Raw genomic sequence first — 21,369 nt, 5'->3', positions numbered from 1 at the left:
TTTAATACGCATTATAATTCCTTTGCATATCGAATAATATTTTTCAATTTCCCAGAAGGCGGTTGCCCGCAGCCTTGCCTGAAATCCTTTTCCCCTACCGCTACATCAAGAATACGGACGTCACAACGCCGCGTTGCATGATGTCACGGCATCAATATTCAGGGTCAAAATGTAATATCAAGAAGCGAACACGTAAGACGTGCCGGCATTCAAAACTGGCGGTCCCGCTATCATAGGAAAATTCCGTTAGACCGGAGACGTTGCGTCGCCACCTTTCGGTGGGTTTGCCTTTTTCAGTTTAGCTACCACCAGAAAGGAGAGTTAGCCAACTGTCCGTGAGGAATCTAAATAATCACCTCACAGACGTGGAGGGTGAATATTTTCGATTAACATATTATTTCAAGTGTTTCACGGCGATGTAATTATTGAACATTAAATCGCTAATCTAGTAGAAAAACTTAATTTAAGAAACAGTTAAGATGTTTTTGTTCCTAATCGGAGACGGCTTGAAAATTCAATTATAGAGATTCGAATATTGATATCCATCATGGGGAATAGGATTTATTCAAAGGATATTGATTGGACTTGTATTAAATATGTGCAGACTAACGAGCTCGTTTATTAATGAATCCGTAATCAGTCTGATATATTTATCTGCATCGGCGAACCCTTTGCAGCTAATTGCGGCAGCATGTTGTCAACCGCTGATATCTATAGACCCGCTTCATCAATAATACGACTTCGGGCGGCAGGCTGCCGCGGCACCTTGATATGGCCTGCGGGCGAATCGAATGTCTGATGAGACTCATATGCGCACCGAGCGGGCTCTATGGCCGATACGGCACGCGAAAGCGGCGGTGCGAAATGCGCCACTAGGTTCCGGGCGGACAGACCAAGGCGCATCCGCCCAGAAATAGGATCACCTTGAGCTTCCAGCTGGCGCCCGCGGGGAAACGGGACTGGAGCGGGGTGGCGTCAAGGCGGTTAACGGAATCTCAGGGGCTCAGGGTCAGGCTGGCCGTCACCTGTCCGGGCGTCTTCAGGGCGCGAATCTCGGCGCCACTCACCCGCAGGCCCGCCCGTCCGGCCTGGTCAACAAAGTCCAGCACCCGGTCGAAGCTGGCGCCGTCGAGCGTCACCTTGATCTCGGTGCCGTTGCCGGGCAAGGTTTTCGCCTGGAGCCCCAGCTGGCGGCTCCAGGCCTCGATCCGCTGCGTCAGCGGGCCTTCTGACGATGTCGTATCGCCGCCGCCGGGCTGCAACTGCCTGATTTCCGCCGTGGCCCGGGTCATCCAGTCGACCAGCGCCTGCCTCTGATCCACCTGTGTCTGCAGGCGTTGCTGTGCCGCCGCCAGGGGACGCCACAGCAGGAACAGCAGCATGGCCAGCCCGAGCAGGCCACCCACGATCAGCAGGCGCTTTTCGCGTCCTTCGAGCCCTTCTAACCAGGTCCGGATCATGGTTCGATTCCCTCTATGCGAATTTGCAGGCTGCGGTGTGACTGGCGGTTTTGGGGCTGTGCCGGCTGGAACCGCAGACCCTCGTCCGCGAGCACCTTGGCGAAGCTTTTGAGCGCGTCGGGGTCGGCGGCTTCGAGGCTGAGCGTCAGCGTCTGGCCGTTCTCGGTGAAACCCAGACCGGTCAGCCGAACGCTGGTGTGCCGGCGAAAGGCCGGCAGCGTTCTTTCCAGCAGGCGCAGCAGCATCGGCCCCTGCTGGCGTTGGCGCAGCTCGTCGAGCCGTTGCGACATCTGGGTCCGCGGGTCGACCATGCGGCGCACATCGGGAAGGGCCTCCCGGAACAGTTCCGCTGCCTGCCGGTCCAGTGCCGATTTCTGCTGGACGAGGCGGTAGTTGTCCAGGCCCAAAGAAGCGAAGCCCAGGATCGGCAGCGCCAGGACCAGGATCGCGGGGGTGCGCCAGCGGCGCAGCCGGCTTGCGTCGGGGTCCTGCAATCGGTAGTCGCCCTGCAGCAGGTTGATGGCCTGCTCCGGCGCCAGCCGCGCCGCCAGTTGCGACAGGGAGGATTCAACGTTATCGGGTTGGGGCCATTCCAGCGCCTCCTGCCGCTCCAGCAGGGGGCGCCAGTGCTCCAGTTCGGCGGCGTTGATGGCCAGCGTGCCGCCGGGACCGCTGATCAGCAGCCGCGAGCCCCGGCGCAGGAGCTGCACCCGGCCGGGGTCCGGCCTCAGGCTCTGGGCGTCGGCGTACAGCCCCTGGATCCTGAGCGGGGTCGCCGCCAGAGCGTCGCGCCAGGCGGAGATCAGGAGCCGCGAGATGATGGCCACCGGGTAGCGGCGCTGCGCATCGGGGCGGCCAACGGCGAAATGCAGCATTGCCGGATCCTCGCACAGCTGCTCTTCGAGCTGGAAGGGAATGGCGGCCAGAGCTGCGCGCCCGGCCCTGGGCAGTCGGACCTCGGTGACCAGCACCTGTTCCTGGGGCAGCAGGGCGTAACAGGGCCGCCCGGCCGCGGCCGCGTCGAGCTGCGACATTTCGTCGGCGCCGGCCAGCACGCCGCCGTCTAGACGGCAGGACTCAGCAGGGTTCCAGATCAGCCATTCGATGGGCTCGTCGGGCCGCCGCCCGAGCTGCAGCAGCAGAAATTCACTCATTCAAAGCTCCGTAGTGGCGCTGGTAGACGGCCGTCTGATCGTTGCGCACCTGTATCCGGCTGTACAGCACCAGATTCGTCTCATGAAGGTTCACCTCGATGCGCGCCAGGAAAAAGTCCGAGGTCACGCGTAATTGCGGACGCACCTGGGCATCGAGCCGGCCGGCGAGGGACTCGTCGCCCGCCAGTCGCTGCCAGAACTCGTCGGCGCTGCGAAAGCCGCCGGCAGGCCTTGCATTGAGAGCCTGCGTCAGGCGGTCGGTCGGCACTTTGCCCTCGAACAGCGCCGACAGCAGTGCCAGCCTGTTGGCGCCCAGGCTGTTCAGGTTCAGCAGCAGGTCGCGGTCGGGCGGCGCGCAGAGCCAGGGCCGCAGCTCTTCCGACAGCGGCACATAGTCGTCGTCGCGGCGGAACCCGCGGATGAAACCGAGCTCCGACAGGGACGCCAGCGGGCCGTTGGCCGGCAGGTACGGCGGCTGCCGCGCGGTGTAGTAGAGATCCTCTGCGCCCCGGAGCCCGGTGGTCAGGTTGTCTTCGTCGAGCCAGTCACGCAGCGGTTCCAGCAGTTGCGCCGTTTCCGCCTCGCTGCCGCCCAGGGCCTGTATCAGGCTGGCGAGCTGGCGCACCGCCTGGGGCGGCTTCTGCTTGCTGCCGTCCTGGTCGGTGGTCAGGGCGCTGAGCGCATTCAGGTTGAAGCAGGCGCCCTGGTCGCGGATGTCGAGCCGGATCGAGCCGCCGTCGATCGGGTACCGGCGGCCGGGCATCGCCCAGGCCTGACCCGGATGAATGCGCTTGTCGTGCTCGAACGCCGATTCGATCAGCGACCGCGCCAGGCGTTCGCCGCCGAGGGCGAACCACTGCGCCTGCTGGTACTGTTCGCGGTTGCCGGCCTGGCGGATACCCAGTTGCAGCAGCGACCCGATCTGGACAGCGACCAGGCTGATCATCGCCACGACCAGCAATACGATCATCAGGGCGACGCCGGCGTTCTGCTGTCTCGAACTCGGGGGAGCGGTCATCAGGAGGCATCCGGCAGCAGCATGATCTGCGTTACCGCTCCATAACGCTCGGTGTTCAGCGTCAGCTCCAGGGCCAGCGGCAGGCGGCTGACATGCCCGCCGAAGGTGGCGGCGCGCACCGGTGGCCACTGGTCTATCCAGTCGCCGTCGTAGAAATACCGCAGTTCAACCCCGTTCAACTGATCCAGCAGGGTAACGCTGTGCCAGGGTGTGTCCGGGGGGGTGTCGATCAGCGGGGTGGCGTCCCGCACCAGGTGTCCGTCTTCAAAGCGGTAGCGCAGGTGTTCGAGGTCGGAGCCCGGCATGCGGCTTTGCAGCTGACGCCGGCCGGTCTTGTAGAAGTCCAGCAGGGTACCGTCTTCACCCGCGGCCAGCGGCTGGTCGCGGAAATCACCCTGTTCGCCGCGGCCCCTGCGCGCGACGATCTGCTCCAGGTCGCGCTGGATCAGCTGCTGTGCCAGTTGCAGACGCTGCAGGCTGCTCAGGTTCTCGCTGAGTGTCTGCTGGCTGCGCAGTCCGCTGTTGAGCGTCAGCGCCGCCGCGAGCCCCAGCATCGCCAGCAGCGCGACCGCCACCAGCACTTCCAGCAGGGTGAAACCGGCTGCACGCCTCATGACCGGGGTCCCATGAAGGCTTCCAGCTCGGCCAGAATCTGTCCAGCGTTGCCGCTGACGCTGAGCGTGACGCGGCGGATGGAGGGACTGTCCGTTTTGCGCACGCTCTGTGTCAGCGCAAAGCGGCGGCCGGCCAGTTCGATGTCGTGATCGCGCTCGCCGAGGTCGGGCCAGGCCGGCTGCAGGTGTAGCCGCGACAGCTGGTTGCGGGCGGCCAGCTGCGCGAAATAGCGAGCCTCCAGCTGGCCGGCATTGCGCCCCTGTTCGCCCAGGGTCTTGAGCAGGGCGCCGGCCGAGAGCGCGAAGATGGCCAGGGCCACCAGCAGCTCCAGCAGGGTGAAGCCGCGCTGAGTGCAGGGTTTCATGGCAGCTCCGGTTCGAGCAGGCGCAGGTCGCCGGCGAAACTTGCGGTGATCAGCCGGTGTGTCGGCACGCCGTCGTGGTCGATCCACAGCTCAAAGGCGCTGACCTGGCCGTCAGAGAGGAACAGAATCTGCGGCTCGCGGCCGGTGCCCTCTGTGGGTACCGGCTCGCCCCAGACGCTGAGACGCAGGCGGCTGTCGGCGTCGAGCGGATAGGGCTCGAGCCGGGCGTCCCCGTCCAGCGCTAGCCAGGTCTCGCCGTCGCGCTCGAAGAAGCCGTAGCCGTGCTCGCCGACACCCAGGCCGTAATCGCGGTTGCGGTAGATCGCCTGTTCCATCGCCAGCCCGATCTGACCCCGCAGCCGCTGCGCATCGGTGTCCAGGCGCTGCCGGGCGCTGTCCGGCAGTGCCAGCGATACCGCGACCGACAGCAGCCCGAGGATGACCATCACCACCATCATTTCCAGCAGGGTGAAGCCCCTGGCAGCCTGTCGGGCTTCTCCGCACGACTGCATGGATGCAGGAGGCAGAGCGAAGCAGGATGCCCGAGCCGAGTAGACCAGCATTAAGTTCGACAAACCCCTAGTTGCCGATATCTTTGGCAAGGTCTTCACCACCCAATTCGCCGTCCGCCCCCAGGGAATAGATATCGAACGCCCGGGTGACGCCCGGCTGCAGGTACTGGTAGGCGTTACCCCAGGGATCCGTAGGCAGGCGCTTGATATAGCCGTTGGGGTTGTAGCGCTTGGGTGCCGGTCCGGTGGTCGGCTTGGTTACCAGGGCCTCGAGCCCCTGATCGGTGGTCGGGTACTGGAAGTTGTCGAGTTTGTACATGTCCAGCGCCTGCTCCAGCAGGGCAACGTCGGCCCTGGCCTTTTCGACCATGGCCTTGTCCTGGTTCTGCAGCACATTGGGGGCCACCATGGCCACCAGCAACCCCAGAATCACGATAACCACCATGATCTCCAGCAGTGTGAAGCCCTGTTGTCCGGTTTGCTTGATGTTTGACGTCACTTGTCGGTCTCCGTTAATACGAGCTGATATTGTTGAGTTCCAGGATGGGCAGCAGGATTGCCAGCACGATGCCCAGCACGACCACGCCCATGGTCAGTATCAGGGCCGGTTCGAACAGCCCCAGCAGCCAGGCGACGCGGGTCTCGAATTCCGCTTCCTGGTTTTCCGCGGCCTTGTCCAGCATCCTTTCCAGTTCGCCGCTGCTCTCGCCGTTGGCGATCATGTATACCAGCAGCGGCGGAAAGGGGCCGGACTGTTCCAGCGCGCGCGACAGCGAGCTGCCGCCCCGGACCCGTTCCATGCAATCGAGCACCGCGCCCCTGAGGTAGAGGTTGGTCATGGGGCCGGCGGCGACCTTGAGACTGTGCAGCAGATCGACTCCGCTACCCACCAGGATCGCCAGGGTGCGGGCAAACTGCAGCGACTGCTGGCCCAGCACGAAGGTATTGAGCAGCGGCAAGCGCAGCTGCATGCGGTGCCAGCCGGTGCGCCGGCCGCTGTCGTGCAGGTACCAGCGTGCCAGCAGCGCCAGCAGCGCCATCGACGCCAGGATGTGCAGGCCGTACTGCTGCAGGCCATCGCTGATCAGGATCAGCTGCCGGGTGAGGAACGGCAGCGTCTGCTGGGTGTGGGTGAACTGTTCCACCACCTTGGGCACGACGTAGGTCATCAGCAGGCCAATAACGCCGATGGCCACCAGCGTCAGCATGGTTGGATAGATCAGCGCAACCTGGACCTTGCCGCGGATCTGCTGCAACCGTTCACCGTGCTCTGCCAGCCGCAGCAGTACGGCGCTGAGGTGTCCCGTTTCTTCGCCGGCGGTGATCATGGCGCGGTACAGCTCGCTGAAGCTGCGTGGGTATTCCGACAGCGCTGAGGCGAGGCTGTGACCTTCAAGGATGCGGCCGCGCACCGACAGCACCGTCGACTTGAGGCGCGCATCGTTGCTGTGGCGCGAGACGGCCAGCAGGGCTTCCTCCAGCGGCAGACCGGAGTCGATCAGGGTGGCGAGCTGTCGCGTCAGCAGCGCGACGTCGCGCGCCGGCAGCGCGCGCGCCAGTCGGGGCCGGCCGGCGCGGGCCGGTTTCGCCGCGCTGGCGGTTTCCACCGACGTCGGCATCAGGCCCTGTTCGCGCAGCAGCGCGCGGGCCTGGCGCGGCGAGTCGGCTTCGATCAGTCCCTTGCGGGCGCCGCCGTCGGCGGTCAGGGCTCGGTAGTTAAAGGCGGCCATGCTTGTCAGTCACTGCGTACGATTCGGAGGACTTCGTCGACGCTGGTGACGCCGCGCGCAACGAGCTCGCGCGCCTCGTCCATCAGCGAGTTCATGCGGTTCTGCAGATGCCGCTGCATCTCGACTTCGCCGGCGCCCTGGTTGATCAGCACCGCCAGGTCGGCATCGACCTCGACCAGTTCGTAGACGCCGACGCGCCCGCGATAACCGGTCTGGTTGCAGGCGTCGCAGCCCTGGCTTGCGAAGGCATCGGTGCCCTCGAACGCGGGGCTGTTCAGCCTCAAGGCTTCGTCCTGGTCGATGCGCGCCGGCGTGCGGCAGTGCGGGCACAGGCGCCGCAGCAGGCGCTGCGCCAGCACGCCCTTGAGGCTGGAGGCCACCAGGTAGGGATCAATGCCGATGTCGCGCAGGCGGGTGATGGCGCCGACCGCGCTGTTGGTGTGCAGGGTCGACAGTACCAGGTGGCCGGTGAGGCTCGCCTGGATCGAGACCTCGGCGGTCTCGACGTCGCGGATCTCGCCGATCATCAGCACGTCCGGGTCCTGGCGCAGCATGGCGCGAAGGCCCTTGGCGAAGGTCATGCCGGCGCGGCTGTTGACCTGGATCTGGCCGACGCCCTCGATCGCGTACTCGACCGGGTCTTCCACGGTGAGGATATTGCGCGAACGGTTGTTGAGCAGGCCGAGTCCGGCGTAGAGGGTGGTGGTCTTGCCCGAGCCGGTAGGGCCGGTCACCAGGATCACGCCGTTGGGCTGCAGCAGCAGGCGCCGGAAGGCCCGGTGTGTCGCCTCGGGCATGCCGAGGTCGGACAGGTCGAGGCGGGCCGTCTGCTTGTCGAGCAGGCGCATCACGATCCTTTCGCCATGGCGGGAGGGCAGGGTCGAGACGCGTACATCCAGGGCACGGCCGCCGATGCGCAGCGCCGTGCGGCCGTCCTGCGGCAGCCGCTTCTCGGCGATGTCGAGCTTGGCCATGACCTTGATGCGCGAGCACAGCAGCGTCGCCAGTTTGTAGTTGGGTGAGAGGATCTCGCGCATCACGCCGTCGATGCGTAGCCGCACCGAGAGGTTTTTTTCGTAGGGCTCGATGTGGATATCGGAGGCGCCTTCGCGCAGCGCCTCGCTCAGCAGGGCGTTGATCAGCCGGATGATCGGTGCGTCGCCGTCGGCGGCCAGCAGGTCTTCGCTTTCCGGCAGTTCGTCGATCAGCTCGAAGAGGTCGTCGTCGTCGCCGATCTGCTCCATTCGCTGCATGTCAGCCTGGCCGCTGTGCTGGTAGAGGCGGCCGAGGCGCTGTTCCAGTTCCTCGGGCGTGGTTGGGACCAGCGTCAGCTCGGCATCCAGGAAGCGCCTGGCCTCGAGGATCGCCTCGACCGGCGTCTGCGGCAGATAGTGGCAGCTCAGTGCACCGGCCTCGCCATCGACCACCAGGCGATAGCGGTCCGCGAAGGCGAAAGGCAGCTGCAGCGCGGTGCCAGCATCGTCGACCGGCGTGTTCCGGTCGCTGTTCGGTAGCGTGGCCATGGTTTATTTTCCGGGTGGCAGCAGTTCGAGTGACGCCGGGCCCATGCCGGTCCACTCGGGCAGCACCCGTGGCGCCTCGTCCGGGAACAGGTTCACGTCCGCGTTCTCGCTCAGCATCTGGCGGGCGCGGATATAGCCGTATTTGGCGCTGCTGACCTCGGTCAGGGTGTTGCGGTCACGGATAATGGTGGGGCGGATGAATACCATCAGGTTGCGCCGCGTGATCTGGCTGCTGTCGGAGCGGAACAGCCGACCGATGAACGGCAGGTCTCCCAGCAGCGGGACTTTCGAAGCCTGCTCCTGGACGTCGTCGTCGATCAGGCCGCCGAGCACGATGGTGGCGCCGTCGTCGACCATCACCGACGTCTTGATCTCGCGCTTGTCGGTAATGATGTCGGCGGCTCCGCGCACGCCGGTCAGCGACGACACTTCCTGCTCGATCTTCAGCTGCACCGCGCTGCCTTCGTTGACCTGTGGAGTAATGTGCAGCTTGATGCCGATCTCCTGGCGTTCGATGGTCTGGAACGGGTTGCTGTTGTTGTCGCCGATGGTCTGGCCGGTGACGACCGGTACCTCACTGCCCACCAGTATCGAGGCTTCCTCGTTGTCCATGGTCACCAGGCTCGGGGTCGATAGAATGTTGGACTCGTTGTCGTTCTGCAGCGCCTTGAGCAGCACGCCGAAATTCAGACCCGAGGCATCGAGCTTGCCCACCCCTGCGCTAAGCCCCTCGATGCCGGACAGGATATTGCCCTGGGCGTCGGCATTGTTGGATGCGGCGGCGATCCCGTTGAGACCGTTGCCCAGGTTGTTGTAGTTGGTGCCGGCGAAGGTGAGGCTGTCGCCGTTGTCGCGTCCGGCCAGGAGCCACTGCACCCCGAGCTCCTTGGCCCGGGTTTCGGACATTTCGACGATGATGGCTTCGACCATCACCTGGGCGCGGCGTATGTCGAGCTGCTCGATCAGCTGCGTCAGGCTGCGGATGATCCTGGGGCTGCCGGAGAGCACGATGCTGTTGGTGGCCTCGTGGGCCTCGATATGGATGCTGGCGCGGCTTTCCTCGTCATTGCCACGGCTGCCGCTTTCATCCTTGACCAGAGTGCCGGTGACGCTCTCGAGCACAGTGGCGAGATCCGCCGCCTTGGCGTACTTGAGGTAGTGCACCCGGGTGTTGTTGTCGGTGCGGACCTCGCCGTCGAGGCGACGGACGATCTTGCGCAGGTAGTCGCGGCTGGACTCGTTACCGCGAATCAGCAGGCTGTTGGTGCGGCTGTCCGCCGTGACCTGGGGAGGGGCCTGCGTGCTCTTGCCACCCCTGTTCCGCTCGCGCAACAGCGTCATCAGCGTCTGGCTGACCTCCTGCGCCGAGGCATTGTTCAGCGGGACGATCTCGGTGTCCTCGGTGTCCGCCTTGTCGACCCGCACGATAATGTCGAGCAGGCGCCGCACGTTGGATTCGCGGTCGGTGATCAGGATGACGTTGGAAGCGGGGTAGGGCGCGATGATGCCGGTTTGGTTATCCACCAGTGGTCGCAGGATCGGCACCAGAGCGTCCACATCGACGTTGTTCACCTGCACCACGCGCGTGACGATGTTCTCGCTGCTGTTCGGGGCTGCGCTGTTGTCGCCCTGGACTTCCACGCCCTCGAGTTTGACCGCCTGCTGCGGAATCACCTTGAGGATATTGTCGCCCACGTCGACGACCGAAAAGCCGTTCACGCCCAGCTGTACCAGGAAAATCTCGTACAGCTCCTCGCGGGTGATGGATTTCGGGCTGCTGACGGTGACCTTGCCGCGTACCCGCGGGTCGATGATGATGGTTTTACCGGTGAGTTTGCCGATGGTGGCGATGAATTCCGATATTTCGGTATCGCGCATGTCCAGGCTGTAGCCGCCGGTGTCGGTGTCCGGTTCGGCGGCCTGGGCCGTCCAGGAGGCGGTGCCTGCCAGCAGCGCGAGCAGGGTGCCGGCGGCCAGCCGTCTGAACGCCCCCGCCGCGGTGCGTGTGCGGGTTGCGGTGCCCTTTGCGGCCGCCCGGCGTGGCGGTTGAACAGACACTGCTACTGGCTCGTTGAACTTGAAATTATGCACGGTTACATCCGTCTCATGGTGTAAGTTCGCAGCCTTCCGGCGGACGGCTGCAGAATATTGTCGGGTCAGGGTGTCCGGCCTTGCAGAATGGCGCGGGTGTTGTCTGCCAGCTGATCCAGTCCCAGTTGCCGGTAGGCGGTCACCATCAGCTCCAGTGCGGCCGGAACCGCCCGCGTTCCGGGGTATCGCTCGATGAGGTAGCGGCAGCGGTTCAACGCCGCGACGTAGGCCCGGTCCTGCAGTTGCCGCCTGGCGGTTTCGAGTTCGGTTGCGGCCAGGCGCTCCCGGAGTCCGGCCAGCGTTTCCCGGGTGGCGGTGGCGTAGCGGCTGTCCGGGTAGTGCCGGCCGAGGTTTTCGAGATCAAGTGCGGCCTGGCGTGCCTGGCCCGGCGTCGGAGCCGGCTGCTCGGCCAGCAGGGCGCTGGCCCGCAGGTAGAGAGCGTAATCCTGCGGGCTGTTCTGGGTGTTTTGTGCGATGACACGGCTGGCCAGCTGTGCAGCGCGCTCAGGCTGGCCGAGCTTGAGCTGGCTATACGCAAGCGCCAGCAACGCCCGGCTGCGGTCGTCGCCGCGCGGCTCGCTCGCGAGTAGCGTGCCCAGGCGCTGTGCCGCCGCGGCGTGCTGGCCCGCTTCCATCAGGGCCAGGCTTTCGTCGTACAGGGCGGTCTGCGCCTTGGGCCCGACGGCATCGCCGCTGGGCTTCAGCTGGGCGAAGGGCGCGCAGCCCGCCGCGATCAGCGCCAGCGTCAGGATGATGACCGGGCGCATGAGTGTATTGAGGCTGATCATTTCATTTTTTCCAGTTCAATAAACTGCCGTTCGCCGGATACGTCGAGCAGGATCCGGTTCGCCGTGATTTCGACCAGTTCCGCGCCGGAGTTCCCCTTCAGCCGTTCGCCGGTCGTATAAGCGCGCTGACGGCCGGACTCAGCCAGGATAGCGACGGAGTCCGTGCCCTGTTGCGCCTTGACCACGCCGAGCAGCCGGATATCGAGGCGGCTCCTGCGCTGCGAGGCCGCCGGTTTGGGCTCCGTTTGGGCCGCTTGCGTTCCGGCGGCCCCGAAGAGCCGGGCCTGGCGAATGGCGTCCAGGTCGATACGTTTGGCTGTCGCGCTCTCCGGACCGGATGCAGCCGATGCCGTCACCGGTAACGCGGCGGACGAGAAAGCGCGGGCGATCTGGGCACCTTCGAGCAGCGCCAGCAGCGCCAGCAGCAGGCTGACGGTGCGGGGAAACGCAGGCGATGCCAAAAGCTGTCGAATCGGCTCATGCAACATGGTGGGGACTCGCGATTCCGTTGGGGTCTGAAAATACAGTTGGGCGGCCCTTGGCGAGGGCTGCTCGATTCTTGTAGCGTAAGTCTTAAGATGTGACCGAGGGCCTGGGCCGGTTTGTCGTCAGGCAATACAAGAACGCGAAGATGAAAACGTGTCGGTATTCATAACTGGCGGTCCCGCTATCGTCGGAATAGTCCGTAAGACCGGAAACTTTGCGTCACCACCTCTCGATGGTTTTGCCATTTTCAGTTCAACTACCGCTCGAGGGGAGAGTTAGTCGACTGCTCGTGAGAGCGAATAAGTTTATGTCACACTTGCGGGGTGACAATGATAGTCGCGCGTTAATGGATTATTTCATTTGTTTCCTATGGCCGTAATAAAAGCGAATTAACATGAAATTTCAAAGTTCAGTAATATTAAGTCGGTCTCAGAACGATGAAGATCTGTCTCTAACTAGAGACGGTTTTATGCGGTATATTTTTCAGAATTTTTATTCGAGGCTGTTCCATTTTTGACAGTTTGAGAAGAAAGAGGCTTTGTAAACCTCCCTGTTTTAGTACCAGTTATTATTAGAGTTGATCCGGTCGTTATGTTGAGCCAGTAAGGTTCATGGCGACAATTCGCCCAGTGACTCATGTCGTCTTTCGTGGTTGTATTCGATGAGCGACTTCTCGGTGATATCTCGCACCTCGGTCAGGGTACTGGAGATATAATAGTCCCACACCTCATGGCGGCAGGTTCGGTTGCAGCGCTCGATATATGAATTCTGTATCGGCTTGCCCGGCTCGATGAACCCCAGTGCAACGTTGTTGTTTTCGGCCCATTCAGTCCATTCAGCCAGCGCCAATGAAATGAATTCCGGCCCGTTGTCTATTCGGACCTTCATCGGCTTTGTTCGCCAAGTTAATAATCAAAAGTAAAAGGAGTTTTTATGCAGCGAGGTAAGTTCTGTAAAACACTGCTGAGCCTTGTGGTCGGCACAATGGGTATCTGTCAGGCTGTGATGGCTGCCCGCAATAGATCGAAACCATTGGTCTGACCGCATCGCTTGGCCGAACCTCGCTTTATCCGGTCATGCTGACGGCCGTTCTACGATAGACAGTTGCGATCGTCAGTTGCGGTCGATATTTCGCGGGTGATGACCTCAAGCGCATTATCGTTGCGAATGCACTGGGCGTAGCGGCGGCAATTTTCCTGCACCGTTTCGCAGGTGATCAGCTCGCGAATGGTTGCGACCAGGTGCTCGGTATCGAACAGCCCCGGTGCCAGGGTGATACCGACGCCCAGGCCGCGCAGGCGTACGGCATTGTCAGGCTGATCATAGCTGTAAGGCACCAGCAATTGCGGAATGCCGGCACGCAGAGCGGCAGAGGCCGTCCCCATGCCGCCATGGTGGACGACGCAGCGGATGTGCTGGAACAGGGCGTCGAACGGTGCAAAGCGAACGAAGAAAATATCCCCGCTCTGTTCTGCGGGCACATCGGCGTCATCCGCGCTGATAAACACGGCACGTATTCCCAGCCCCCGGCATGCATCCGTCGCCGCCTTAAAGGCTGCACTGTTATCCAGCTTCTCCGAGCCAAAGGTAAATACGATGGGAGCCTCACCGGCATCAAGGAAGGCCTGCAGGTCTTCCGGCAAGGCTGCACTGGACCTGGCTTCGACAAAGCCGCTCAGCAGGTGATTCCGGGGCCAGTCTATCTGGGGCTGGGCATACCAGGAGGGGAACAGCCCGACCGCCTTTTGCGGTGAGTGGCACCAGGTCGTCAGGACGCCCTGTATCTTGGGCAGCCCGACCCGCTGACGCAGATTATTGACCGGCTTTGCGAGCATATCGTCTGAGACGCGCCTAAACATGGAGCGCCCCAAACGTCGTTCCCACAGGGGCCTTTTCCTGCCTATCAGTATGCCCGGCTTGAGTTCCGCCTTGCCCAGTACACGATCTGCCAGCCAGTCCATCAGGCGATACCGCACGGGCACGTTGCCCGGCGTGCTTGTCGAGCTCATGTTGACGCGGGGATACGCCTGGCGTGCATGCACACTCTGGAACAGCCAGGCGCTGGGATACAGGGTCCACATCGGAAAGCCGTGCAGATCCTGTGCGATACGGGCCCCCAGGGCATGGGGGTGGGCGAGGGTTAATACATCGGGCTGCAGCGCCAGGCGTTGAGTGAGCTCGAATACCGGTTTCAGCATGGGCAGCAGCAGTTTGTCCACGGCGACGCTCACGCCCAGTTCCGGATGCCACGCATGTTCGTGCGACGAGAATTGCTGCAGATCGGTGTCGGCAATGGCTTCGAACGCGAGTCCGTAGGCCACGGCCTTGTCCCGGTAATGCTCGTGAGTGGCGATGGTGACGCTGAGCCCCTGTTGCTGGAGGTGACGACCAATGACCAGAAAGGGCAGCACATCGCCGAGCGTGCCGATGGTCACCAGCAGGATGTGCTTGAAGGTGTCAGTGGTCGTGTTTTGCGTCACAAATCTAACCTCTACATCTGGGGATGTGCCTGCGCTTACCATCAGGTACCGTGCAAGTCGGGTGGTTTTGCGGGATTTTTTTAATGCGCCTGCCTGCTGCGTCTTTATCTGTCGACGGGCTGATACAGCGAGCCTGATTCGCACTGATACACTAAAAGGAAGGCGCCTTGGGGCGCAGCTGTCAGCCTCTTTTCTCAAGCACCATCGGCAGGCCGCCCTTGGGCCTGAGGGTCAGGCGGCATTCGATTTCGACTTTGTGATCTTTTGGCAGCCGCAGGCGATAGCGCTGTGCCAGCGTTGCCAGGCAGAGCACTCCTTCGGTCAGTCCGAAGCGCAGGCCAAGACAGACACGTGGGCCGACACTGAAAGGAATATACACAAACTTGTCCGGGCGCGGGGCGCCCGGCAGGAAGCGTTCGGGCCAGAAGGCTTCAGGGGCCTCCCATTCCAGCTCATGGCGGTGCAGCAGCCAGGGAACCGCCAGCATGATGGTGCCGGGCTTGATTTTTCTGCCGCGTATTTCGTCCTCTTCACGTGCCTGCCGGCTCAGCAGCGGTACCGGCGGGTATAGCCTGAGGGCTTCTTCAAATACCGCGCGGGTAAAGGGCAGGTTGGCCACGTCGTCAAAGCCGGGAGCCCGTCCCTGCAACACGCTGTCAATTTCGGCATACATCTTGTCCCGGGATCGCTCGCAGCCATCCAGCAGGTACCAGGCCCAGCTGAGCGCATTGGCCGTTGTTTCGTGTCCGGCCATGAACATGACGATCGCCTCGTTACGGGCCGCCTCGGCATGCAGCGGGCAGCCACCCTTGCCGGAGGTGCCCACATCGCCATCCAGCAGTACCGACAGCAGTGTCAGCCGGTCGGGTTTTTCGCCGCGCTGATAGCGTTCGATGATCTGGTCGATGACCTTATGGACCTGGGCAGCGGCTTTGGCTGCCTTCTTGCGGCGCCACGGATTGGTGAATCTTTTCAGCAGTGGAATGCCGAAGGTGTCCGCCAGGTCGAGCTGGTTAATCGTATGCTGGTAGTCGGTAAAGCCGCTGACCACCTGGGCGGCATCGGCATCGGACACGTCATCGCCGAAAACGGTGCGGCCAATGATCTGCGCGGTCAGGCGCGCCATCTCGTTAAGCACGTCGATCGTGGCCCCATCCGGCTTTTGTGCCCAGCTTTCGGCCATTTCCGTGGCCGAGGCCGACATGATTTCGCCGAAGCCGGGCAGAAACTCCCTTTCAAAAGGCGGCGAGCAGGCGGCACGGCGCTTTTTCCACAGCTCCCCATCATTGACAAAAAGTCCGTCGCCGAGCAGAGGCTCAAGCGCATGGCGCATCTGGGGGCTCTTTTTATCGTAATTATCATGCCGGTCCAGAAATACCCGCCGCACGGTATCGGGCGAGTTACAGACAAAATACGGCTGATTCAGCAGCTTGAACGACAGGCTGCGGGCACGGTAGGACTTGGGTGACCAGAATGCCAGGAGATTGTTACGCACATCCGGAAGGTTCCAGAGCGTCAGGTCAAACCGGTCCGGTCTGTCGACACTAACAGGATTGAACAGCGTCTCTGGGGCGGGTGTCTGCACGACGGTGACTCCGTGTCCGTGGGGTAGGTAATAGGCAGCTAAGATAGCAGAATGGCACCTCCAGCGGAACGATCGCACATCAGGTGCCGCCTCTGGGGGGGCTCCAGGTTCCTTCCTAGCGCAGCGGCCAACGCCTCTGGTGATGCAGGGCCTGGTGTCGCGCCAGGACCCCAGCGTCCGGTCATTTAAACGGCGGCGTATCAGGCTGCTGTCTTATCCCGGATAGCGGTTGTTCTTGCCTTGGCGCAGAGCCTCCAGCACGGCCTTGCCTGCCGGTGAGAGTACCGTTTTGTCGCGCACGATAAGCCCGTAAGGGGCCAGATTCCGGTCCAGATCCTTTTGAACGTCGGTTTCCAGCGGCACCTGGGTCAGCAGCTTATACCGCATGTAGTGTTGCACGACTCCCTCGGGCAGCAGTGTCAGCATATTGTTCTGCTCCAGCAGATTGGTGATTATCAGCAGGTTCTCGGCGGTCACAATGCGCGTTGGCGGCAACATGGCGGCACGGTAGAACAGGGCTTCGAATTCTGCCCGCATCACACTGCCGCCGGGTGGCAGTACCCAGTCTTCGTGCTGCAGGTCGGCAGGTGACAGGCGGCGACCCGCACGGATCAGCGGGTGACCTGCACGCGCGCACACATTGATGGGCTCCTGGTACATGGGTTCATAATGAAAACTGTATTGGTTCTGCTTGTCGATATAACGCGCCACCAGAATGTCCAGCTCGCCGTCATCGAGTGCCGCCAGCAGCTGCTCACTGGAGCCGGTCTGAATGCTTATTTCCAGATCCGGATGGGATCTGCGTACCTTGTTCAGCGTTTCTGGAATCAGGTCAGCACAGGGCGTCAGTATCGTGCCCAGACGGACTTGTCCGCTTTGTCCGTGGCGCATGGCATTGATTTCTGCATAGGCGCCGTCCAGGGTGCTTAGCAGATGGCGCGCGTGGCGAATCATGGTTTCACCGTAGGGGGTCGGTATCACACCCCGGGCTTGACGTTCGAATAGCTGCACATCCAGGGCATCTTCGAGTTCTTTCAGAAGCTTGGAAATCGCCGGCTGGGAAATGCCCAGCCCGTCGGCGGCGTGTTTCAGATTGCAGGTGTCACCCAAGGCTGCCAATACCAGCAGATGGCGCTGCTTCAATCTGGCCCGGATAAACCAGTTCGCGTTCACTGACTTCAAGGGAATCTCCGCTGTTACGCATACCATGTATATTCAAATGAATATATTTATACCGATATTTGGTATTTGTTAAGTATATCGAAGCTGTTTAGCCTTGAGCCACTTGCTCCTCGTTGATTCGCTTGCCGTGTACTGGTAGTCGCGACATACGAAGACTGGCGTGATTGTGCATAACAAAAACAAACGGAGAATTGCATGAAACTGCTCAATACACCCATGATCCCGGGATTTTTGGCCCTGACAGCTGCTTGTCTCCTGAGCTCGACAGCTGCTGCCGCCCAAGACTGGACATTCCAAATCAATGTCAATGCCGGTGATGATGAGTATGGCATCGCGCAGGAATGGGCGCGCTCGGTGGCCGACGAAACCCAGGGTGAGATCAACATCGAGATCCTGCCGGGCGGCGCTATCGTTGGCAATGGGGAAACGCTGGAAGCCGTCGGGGCTGGAATCCTGCAGGGGCATATCAGTGATCCAGGGTACTTTTCTGGCAAGAATCCGGCCTTTGCCATTTATGGCAATATGGTCGGCGCCTGGTCTGATCCCTATCAGTTTCTGGACTACATGCGTAATGCCGGCGGTGAAACCCGCTATAACAAGCTGGTGGAGCCCTACAATGTGCATTTGATCCGTGCCGGTGCGGTAGGCGCCGAGGCCCTGATCAGCAAGCGCAAGATCGAGCATCTGAGCGATTTCAAGGGGCTCAAGATTCGTGCGCCTGAAGGCATGGTCTCCAACATTTTCTCACTGGTCGGAGCCGCACCGGTAAACCTGCCGGGCTCAGAGGTGTTCACGGCGCTGGAAAAGGGCGTGATTGATGCGGCCGATTACACCGTGTTCTCGACGAACTACAGCCAGGGTTACCACAAGTACGCGCCCTTCGCGGCCTATCCCGGATTCCATTCGCTGCCGATGAAGTCGATCTCGATAAACAAGACTATCTGGGATGGCCTGACACAGGAGCAGAAAACGTTGCTGGAGCACTCGGTGGATGAGTTCACCGATAATCTGATCAGCAAACTGAAACAGAAGGATCTGGAACAGGTGGCCAAGGCACGTGAAACCGGTGATGTCACAATCACGACGCTGTCTGAGGCCGAGCTGGTGCAGTTCCGTAACGCTGCGCGTTCCGAGTGGGACACCTGGCGCAGCAAAAACGCCGATACCAAAGACGCTGTGGATTCCATCCAGGCGTACCTGACAGAAAAAGGTCTGCTCTGACCTGTCCCGCGATATCAGCCCCGCCGCTGGCCGGCGGGGCTTGAGTCAGGAATTACATCATGAACGATAACACCACCGCGTCTGACGAAAGTCATACGCAGTCTGCCGTGCATGTCGCCGGCAAGCTGGATACCGCCCTGCCGGTTGCCGAGCAGGAGATTACCGCCATGGACCGACGGGTTGAGCAAGCCGGGAAGCTGGCTGCCTGGCTGGTACTGGTTGCCATGCTGATCAGTGTATTCGAAGTAATTTCGCGCTACGTCTTCAATGCACCGACCACCTGGGTGCATGAAACCACCATTTTCCTGGTGGCCTCGATTTTTGCACTGGGTGGCCCCTATGCACTGGCGCGTAACCGGCATATTCAGATTCGGGTGCTACTGGATCTGTTGCCGGCGAAAAAACGCCGCTGGCTGGAGTTACTTAACCTGCTGCTGGGTATCGGCTTTTGTGTTGCCATTGGCTATGCCGCCTGGGTGCTGGCTTATGGTGCCACGCATGCGCCTACCGGTGACTGGCGCCTGGAAACGTCAGGTTCGTCCTGGAACTCCCCGCTGCCGGCATTTACCAAGATTGTCATCCTGCTGGCTGTTGTGCTGATGGCCCTGCAATTGCTCGTCCGCTTCTGCGGGTACTTCAAGAACAAGAAATAACCAGTCGCTGATACGGGTACTGCTCCATGACTATTGAAATCGCAACCTACCTGCTTGTGTCCTCTATATTCGGCTTGCTGGTGCTGGGGCTGCCGCTGGCCTTTGTTACGGGTCTGGTGGCGGTACTATTCACGCTGGGCTGGTTTGGCACGAGTGCCATCCCGCTGGTGGCAAGCCGCATTTTCGGTTTTGTTACGGAGTACTCGCTGGTAGCCGTACCCATGTTTGTCTTTATGGCCGGTCTGCTGGATCGCTCGGGAATGGCCAGGGACCTGTTTAATTCCATGCGGGTTTTTTCAGGCCGGTTGCCAGGTGGTGTCGCTGTTCAGACGCTGGTAGTGGCATTCTTTCTGGCAGCCATCTCCGGCATTATTGGCGGTGAAATTGTGCTGCTGGGCGTGATCGCACTGCCGCAAATGCTTCGCCTGGGCTATAACAAGCGCATCGCGATTGGTGTGGTCTGTGCCGGCGGCTCGCTGGGTACCATGGTCCCGCCGTCGATCGTGCTGATTATTTATGGCCTGATTTCCAGCGTATCGATTGCCGATCTGTTCAAGGCGGCGCTTGTGCCCGCCATTCTGCTGATGGCTGCCTACATGTGTTATGTCATCTTTATCTGCTGGCGTTACCCTGAAATGGGTGGTGCGCATAGCGCGGTACATAACGATCAACCCAGACTGAGCTGGCGTGAAGCCGTGCAGGGCATGGCCTATCCGCTGGTGATTGCCGGCCTGGTGCTTGGCAGTATTTATGGCGGCATCGCCTCGGTGACTGAGGCGGCCTCGATGGGCGCCGCCGCCGTTATGCTGGCCGTCAAGCTGCGGGGTGAATTCAGCCTGTCGATGCTGAAGGAAAGCCTGAGCCAGACGCTGGAAACCTGCGGCATGATCGTCTGGATTGGCATCGGTGCTGCCTGCCTGGTTGGTGTCTATAACCTGATGGGCGGTAACCGCTTCGTGTCCTCCGCCATTATGGGCCTGGATGTGGCCCCGCTGGTGATCATTCTGGTGATGATGCTGATTTTCCTGTTGTTGGGGATGTTTCTGGACTGGATCGGGATCGCCATGCTCTGTCTGCCGATCTTCGTGCCCATCGTGCACCAGCTGGGCTTTGACCTTGTGTGGTTCGGCATCCTGTTTGCCATCAACATGCAGGTGTCCTATATCAGCCCGCCCTTTGGTCCTGCGGCATTTTATCTGAAGAGCGTGGCGCCGGCGGAGATATCGCTCAAGGACATTTTTGGTGCGCTGGTTCCTTTCATCCTGATACAGCTGGTTGTGCTGGGTCTGCTGTTGAAGTTTCCACAGATTGCCACTTGGTCCTTATAAGAATACCAAGGCAGGTGGCGCTGATATCAATGACTGGGCGTTGATACGACCGGGCAGTGTTGCTTGTCAGCCGAGCCCGTAATTCATTGTGGCACCGTGATGCCGGGCTTCGCGGCTGTGCGTACCCGGTGGGCCAAGGCTGGAACTATCGGCTTGCGTCTTTGGCAAACCCCTTCGAATGGCTGGCAGGTTGAATCAGAAGCCGATTGGGGGGCGGTGAAAGCCCTCTGATGCGTTACACCGTGACGCTGTAAAAGGGGTGCGCTCTATCTGTCTTACCGCGTTTCTGCTTAACCGTCTGCATCTGCGGGTCGCTGGCGATATGAAAAAATAACCTGTGGTCAGGGGCTCCTGTTGCCGGGGTCGCGGGATGGCAAGGATGACGCCTCGTCCGGCCGGGCCGGGATGACGGAAAACCAGGCTTGTTGATCATGTGCAGGCGCAGCGAAATGTTGTGGTGTATGTTATCCTTCACGGCTATATGAAAGCTTGCCGGCGGTGACGGCAAGCCCTGCAGAACGAAGTGGAGAAACCGATGGCACGCGGCGTTAACAAAGTAATCCTGGTAGGCAACCTGGGCGGTGATCCGGAGGTGCGTTACATGCCTTCCGGCAATGCAGTGACCAACGTGACACTGGCAACCAGCGAGAGCTGGAAAGACAAGAACACCGGGCAGATGCAGGAACGCACCGAATGGCACCGGGTGGTGTTTTTCAACAAGCTGGCCGAGATTGCCGGTGAATACCTGCGCAAGGGTTCCCAGGTCTATGTCGAGGGCGCACTGCGTACCCGCAAGTGGCAGGATCAGAGCGGCCAGGACAAGTACACCACTGAAATCGTCGCCAGCGAAATGCAGATGCTGGGCGGCCGTGGTGGTTCAGGTGGTGGCGACAACTACAACCAGGATACCGGCGGTGGCTATTCACAACAGCCGCAACAGCCGCGTCAGCAGCGCCCGCAACAGGCGCCGCAGCAGAACTATCAGCAGCCCCAGGGCAACCAGGCTCCGGCCCAGTCCCGTCCGCAGCAGGCCCCGCAACAGCCGCAGCAGCCGGCACCGGGCTTTGATGATTTCGACGACGATATCCCGTTCTGATGAACGCATAACTTATCTTTGTTGAGAAAAATCTCCATCCTGTTGAAATACATGGGGTGGAGATTTTTTTTATCTGTTATTTG

At 61.2% G+C, this 21,369-nt stretch carries 19 protein-coding genes, 1 pseudogene and 2 riboswitches; of the genes and pseudogenes, 4 read left to right on the top strand and 16 right to left on the bottom strand.

What is annotated here, in order from left to right:
- Positions 1-214: 214 nt before the first annotated feature.
- Positions 215-299, bottom strand: a riboswitch (cyclic di-GMP riboswitch).
- Positions 300-995: 696 nt separating this feature from the next.
- From gspM to F451_RS0117345, 16 genes and pseudogenes are all read right to left on the bottom strand, one after another.
- A complete protein-coding gene (gene gspM, locus F451_RS0117420; RefSeq protein ID WP_020682682.1) occupies positions 996-1,460 on the bottom strand; it encodes a type II secretion system protein GspM in 465 nt (154 codons plus the stop codon).
- Entirely contained in the window at positions 1,457-2,614 is a 1,158-nt protein-coding gene (gene gspL, locus F451_RS0117415) for a type II secretion system protein GspL (protein ID WP_020682681.1), read from the bottom strand. The genes gspM and gspL overlap by 4 nt, the downstream gene beginning before the upstream one ends.
- Positions 2,607-3,632 carry a type II secretion system minor pseudopilin GspK gene (gene gspK, locus F451_RS0117410; protein WP_020682680.1) on the bottom strand — a complete coding sequence of 342 codons (1,026 nt, stop codon included), beginning with the start codon at positions 3,630-3,632 and terminating at the stop codon, positions 2,607-2,609. Before gspK ends, gspL begins: the two co-directional genes overlap by 8 nt.
- Positions 3,632-4,246, bottom strand: coding sequence for a type II secretion system minor pseudopilin GspJ (gene gspJ / locus F451_RS0117405; RefSeq protein WP_020682679.1), 615 nt, complete (start codon positions 4,244-4,246; stop codon positions 3,632-3,634). Before gspJ ends, gspK begins: the two co-directional genes overlap by 1 nt.
- Positions 4,243-4,611: a type II secretion system minor pseudopilin GspI gene (gene gspI / locus F451_RS0117400; RefSeq protein WP_020682678.1), complete on the bottom strand. Its 369-nt coding sequence runs from the start codon at positions 4,609-4,611 to the stop codon at positions 4,243-4,245. Before gspI ends, gspJ begins: the two co-directional genes overlap by 4 nt.
- Positions 4,608-5,186, bottom strand: a complete 579-nt coding sequence (gene gspH / locus F451_RS0117395) for a type II secretion system minor pseudopilin GspH (protein WP_156826542.1) — start codon at positions 5,184-5,186, stop codon at positions 4,608-4,610. Before gspH ends, gspI begins: the two co-directional genes overlap by 4 nt.
- A gap of 4 nt (positions 5,187-5,190) precedes the next feature.
- Complete coding sequence (gspG, locus tag F451_RS0117390) at positions 5,191-5,622, bottom strand: type II secretion system major pseudopilin GspG (RefSeq protein WP_020682676.1); 432 nt, start codon at positions 5,620-5,622, stop codon at positions 5,191-5,193.
- 13 nt (positions 5,623-5,635) lie between these two features.
- The gene (gspF, locus tag F451_RS0117385; protein WP_020682675.1) at positions 5,636-6,853 is read right to left on the bottom strand and encodes a type II secretion system inner membrane protein GspF; all 1,218 of its coding nucleotides are present in this window, start codon (positions 6,851-6,853) and stop codon (positions 5,636-5,638) included.
- A gap of 5 nt (positions 6,854-6,858) precedes the next feature.
- Positions 6,859-8,376, bottom strand: a complete 1,518-nt coding sequence (gene gspE, locus F451_RS0117380; protein ID WP_020682674.1) for a type II secretion system ATPase GspE — start codon at positions 8,374-8,376, stop codon at positions 6,859-6,861.
- Positions 8,377-8,379: 3 nt separating this feature from the next.
- Positions 8,380-10,434, bottom strand: a complete 2,055-nt coding sequence (gene gspD, locus F451_RS0117375) for a type II secretion system secretin GspD (RefSeq protein WP_156826541.1) — start codon at positions 10,432-10,434, stop codon at positions 8,380-8,382.
- A gap of 98 nt (positions 10,435-10,532) precedes the next feature.
- Positions 10,533-11,255, bottom strand: a complete 723-nt coding sequence (gene bamD, locus F451_RS26840; protein ID WP_020682672.1) for an outer membrane protein assembly factor BamD — start codon at positions 11,253-11,255, stop codon at positions 10,533-10,535.
- Positions 11,252-11,743: a type II secretion system protein N gene (locus tag F451_RS0117365; protein ID WP_020682671.1), complete on the bottom strand. Its 492-nt coding sequence runs from the start codon at positions 11,741-11,743 to the stop codon at positions 11,252-11,254. Before F451_RS0117365 ends, bamD begins: the two co-directional genes overlap by 4 nt.
- Positions 11,744-11,909: 166 nt before the next feature.
- A riboswitch (cyclic di-GMP riboswitch) is annotated at positions 11,910-11,994 on the bottom strand.
- 356 nt (positions 11,995-12,350) lie between these two features.
- Positions 12,351-12,644: pseudogene (locus F451_RS25885) on the bottom strand (integrase core domain-containing protein); the annotation flags it as partial.
- 188 nt (positions 12,645-12,832) lie between these two features.
- Positions 12,833-14,221, bottom strand: a complete 1,389-nt coding sequence (locus F451_RS0117355; protein ID WP_020682669.1) for a glycosyltransferase — start codon at positions 14,219-14,221, stop codon at positions 12,833-12,835.
- A 181-nt stretch (positions 14,222-14,402) separates the two neighbouring features.
- On the bottom strand, positions 14,403-15,806 hold the full coding sequence (locus tag F451_RS0117350) for a cytochrome P450 (RefSeq protein ID WP_020682668.1): 1,404 nt from the start codon (positions 15,804-15,806) through the stop codon (positions 14,403-14,405).
- 213 nt (positions 15,807-16,019) lie between these two features.
- Positions 16,020-16,979, bottom strand: a complete 960-nt coding sequence (locus F451_RS0117345) for a LysR substrate-binding domain-containing protein (RefSeq protein WP_240476509.1) — start codon at positions 16,977-16,979, stop codon at positions 16,020-16,022.
- Between the two features lie 204 nt (positions 16,980-17,183).
- On the opposite strand from F451_RS0117345, the gene dctP reads away from it, so the two are divergent.
- The 4 genes from dctP to ssb all read left to right on the top strand — a co-directional run bounded on the left by dctP (position 17,184) and on the right by ssb (position 21,286).
- Complete coding sequence (gene dctP / locus F451_RS0117340) at positions 17,184-18,209, top strand: TRAP transporter substrate-binding protein DctP (protein ID WP_020682666.1); 1,026 nt, start codon at positions 17,184-17,186, stop codon at positions 18,207-18,209.
- Between the two features lie 59 nt (positions 18,210-18,268).
- A complete protein-coding gene (locus tag F451_RS0117335) occupies positions 18,269-18,862 on the top strand; it encodes a TRAP transporter small permease subunit (RefSeq protein WP_020682665.1) in 594 nt (197 codons plus the stop codon).
- Positions 18,863-18,888: 26 nt separating this feature from the next.
- Positions 18,889-20,190: a TRAP transporter large permease gene (locus tag F451_RS0117330; protein ID WP_020682664.1), complete on the top strand. Its 1,302-nt coding sequence runs from the start codon at positions 18,889-18,891 to the stop codon at positions 20,188-20,190.
- A gap of 535 nt (positions 20,191-20,725) precedes the next feature.
- Positions 20,726-21,286, top strand: coding sequence for a single-stranded DNA-binding protein (gene ssb, locus F451_RS0117325; protein WP_020682663.1), 561 nt, complete (start codon positions 20,726-20,728; stop codon positions 21,284-21,286).
- Positions 21,287-21,369: the final 83 nt, after the last annotated feature.

It is taken from the genome of Marinobacterium rhizophilum DSM 18822, from assembly GCF_000378045.1.
GTDB lineage: Bacteria > Pseudomonadota > Gammaproteobacteria > Pseudomonadales > Balneatricaceae > Marinobacterium_A > Marinobacterium_A rhizophilum.
This window is presented reverse-complemented; position numbering and strand designations above follow the sequence as displayed.

Bases quoted from the DNA above. Each gene is read 5' to 3' on its own strand.
- gspL (WP_020682681.1), bottom strand. From the start codon at position 2,614: ATGAGTGAATTTCTGCTGCTGCAGCTCGGGCGGCGGCCCGACGAGCCC.
- gspK (WP_020682680.1), bottom strand. From the start codon at position 3,632: ATGACCGCTCCCCCGAGTTCGAGACAGCAGAACGCCGGCGTCGCCCTG.
- gspE (WP_020682674.1), bottom strand. From the start codon at position 8,376: ATGGCCACGCTACCGAACAGCGACCGGAACACGCCGGTCGACGATGCT.
- gspI (WP_020682678.1), bottom strand. From the start codon at position 4,611: ATGAAACCCTGCACTCAGCGCGGCTTCACCCTGCTGGAGCTGCTGGTG.
- bamD (WP_020682672.1), bottom strand. From the start codon at position 11,255: ATGATCAGCCTCAATACACTCATGCGCCCGGTCATCATCCTGACGCTG.
- F451_RS0117330 (WP_020682664.1), top strand. From the start codon at position 18,889: ATGACTATTGAAATCGCAACCTACCTGCTTGTGTCCTCTATATTCGGC.
- gspJ (WP_020682679.1), bottom strand. From the start codon at position 4,246: ATGAGGCGTGCAGCCGGTTTCACCCTGCTGGAAGTGCTGGTGGCGGTC.
- gspM (WP_020682682.1), bottom strand. From the start codon at position 1,460: ATGATCCGGACCTGGTTAGAAGGGCTCGAAGGACGCGAAAAGCGCCTG.
- dctP (WP_020682666.1), top strand. From the start codon at position 17,184: ATGAAACTGCTCAATACACCCATGATCCCGGGATTTTTGGCCCTGACA.
- gspF (WP_020682675.1), bottom strand. From the start codon at position 6,853: ATGGCCGCCTTTAACTACCGAGCCCTGACCGCCGACGGCGGCGCCCGC.
- ssb (WP_020682663.1), top strand. From the start codon at position 20,726: ATGGCACGCGGCGTTAACAAAGTAATCCTGGTAGGCAACCTGGGCGGT.
- F451_RS0117365 (WP_020682671.1), bottom strand. From the start codon at position 11,743: ATGTTGCATGAGCCGATTCGACAGCTTTTGGCATCGCCTGCGTTTCCC.
- F451_RS0117335 (WP_020682665.1), top strand. From the start codon at position 18,269: ATGAACGATAACACCACCGCGTCTGACGAAAGTCATACGCAGTCTGCC.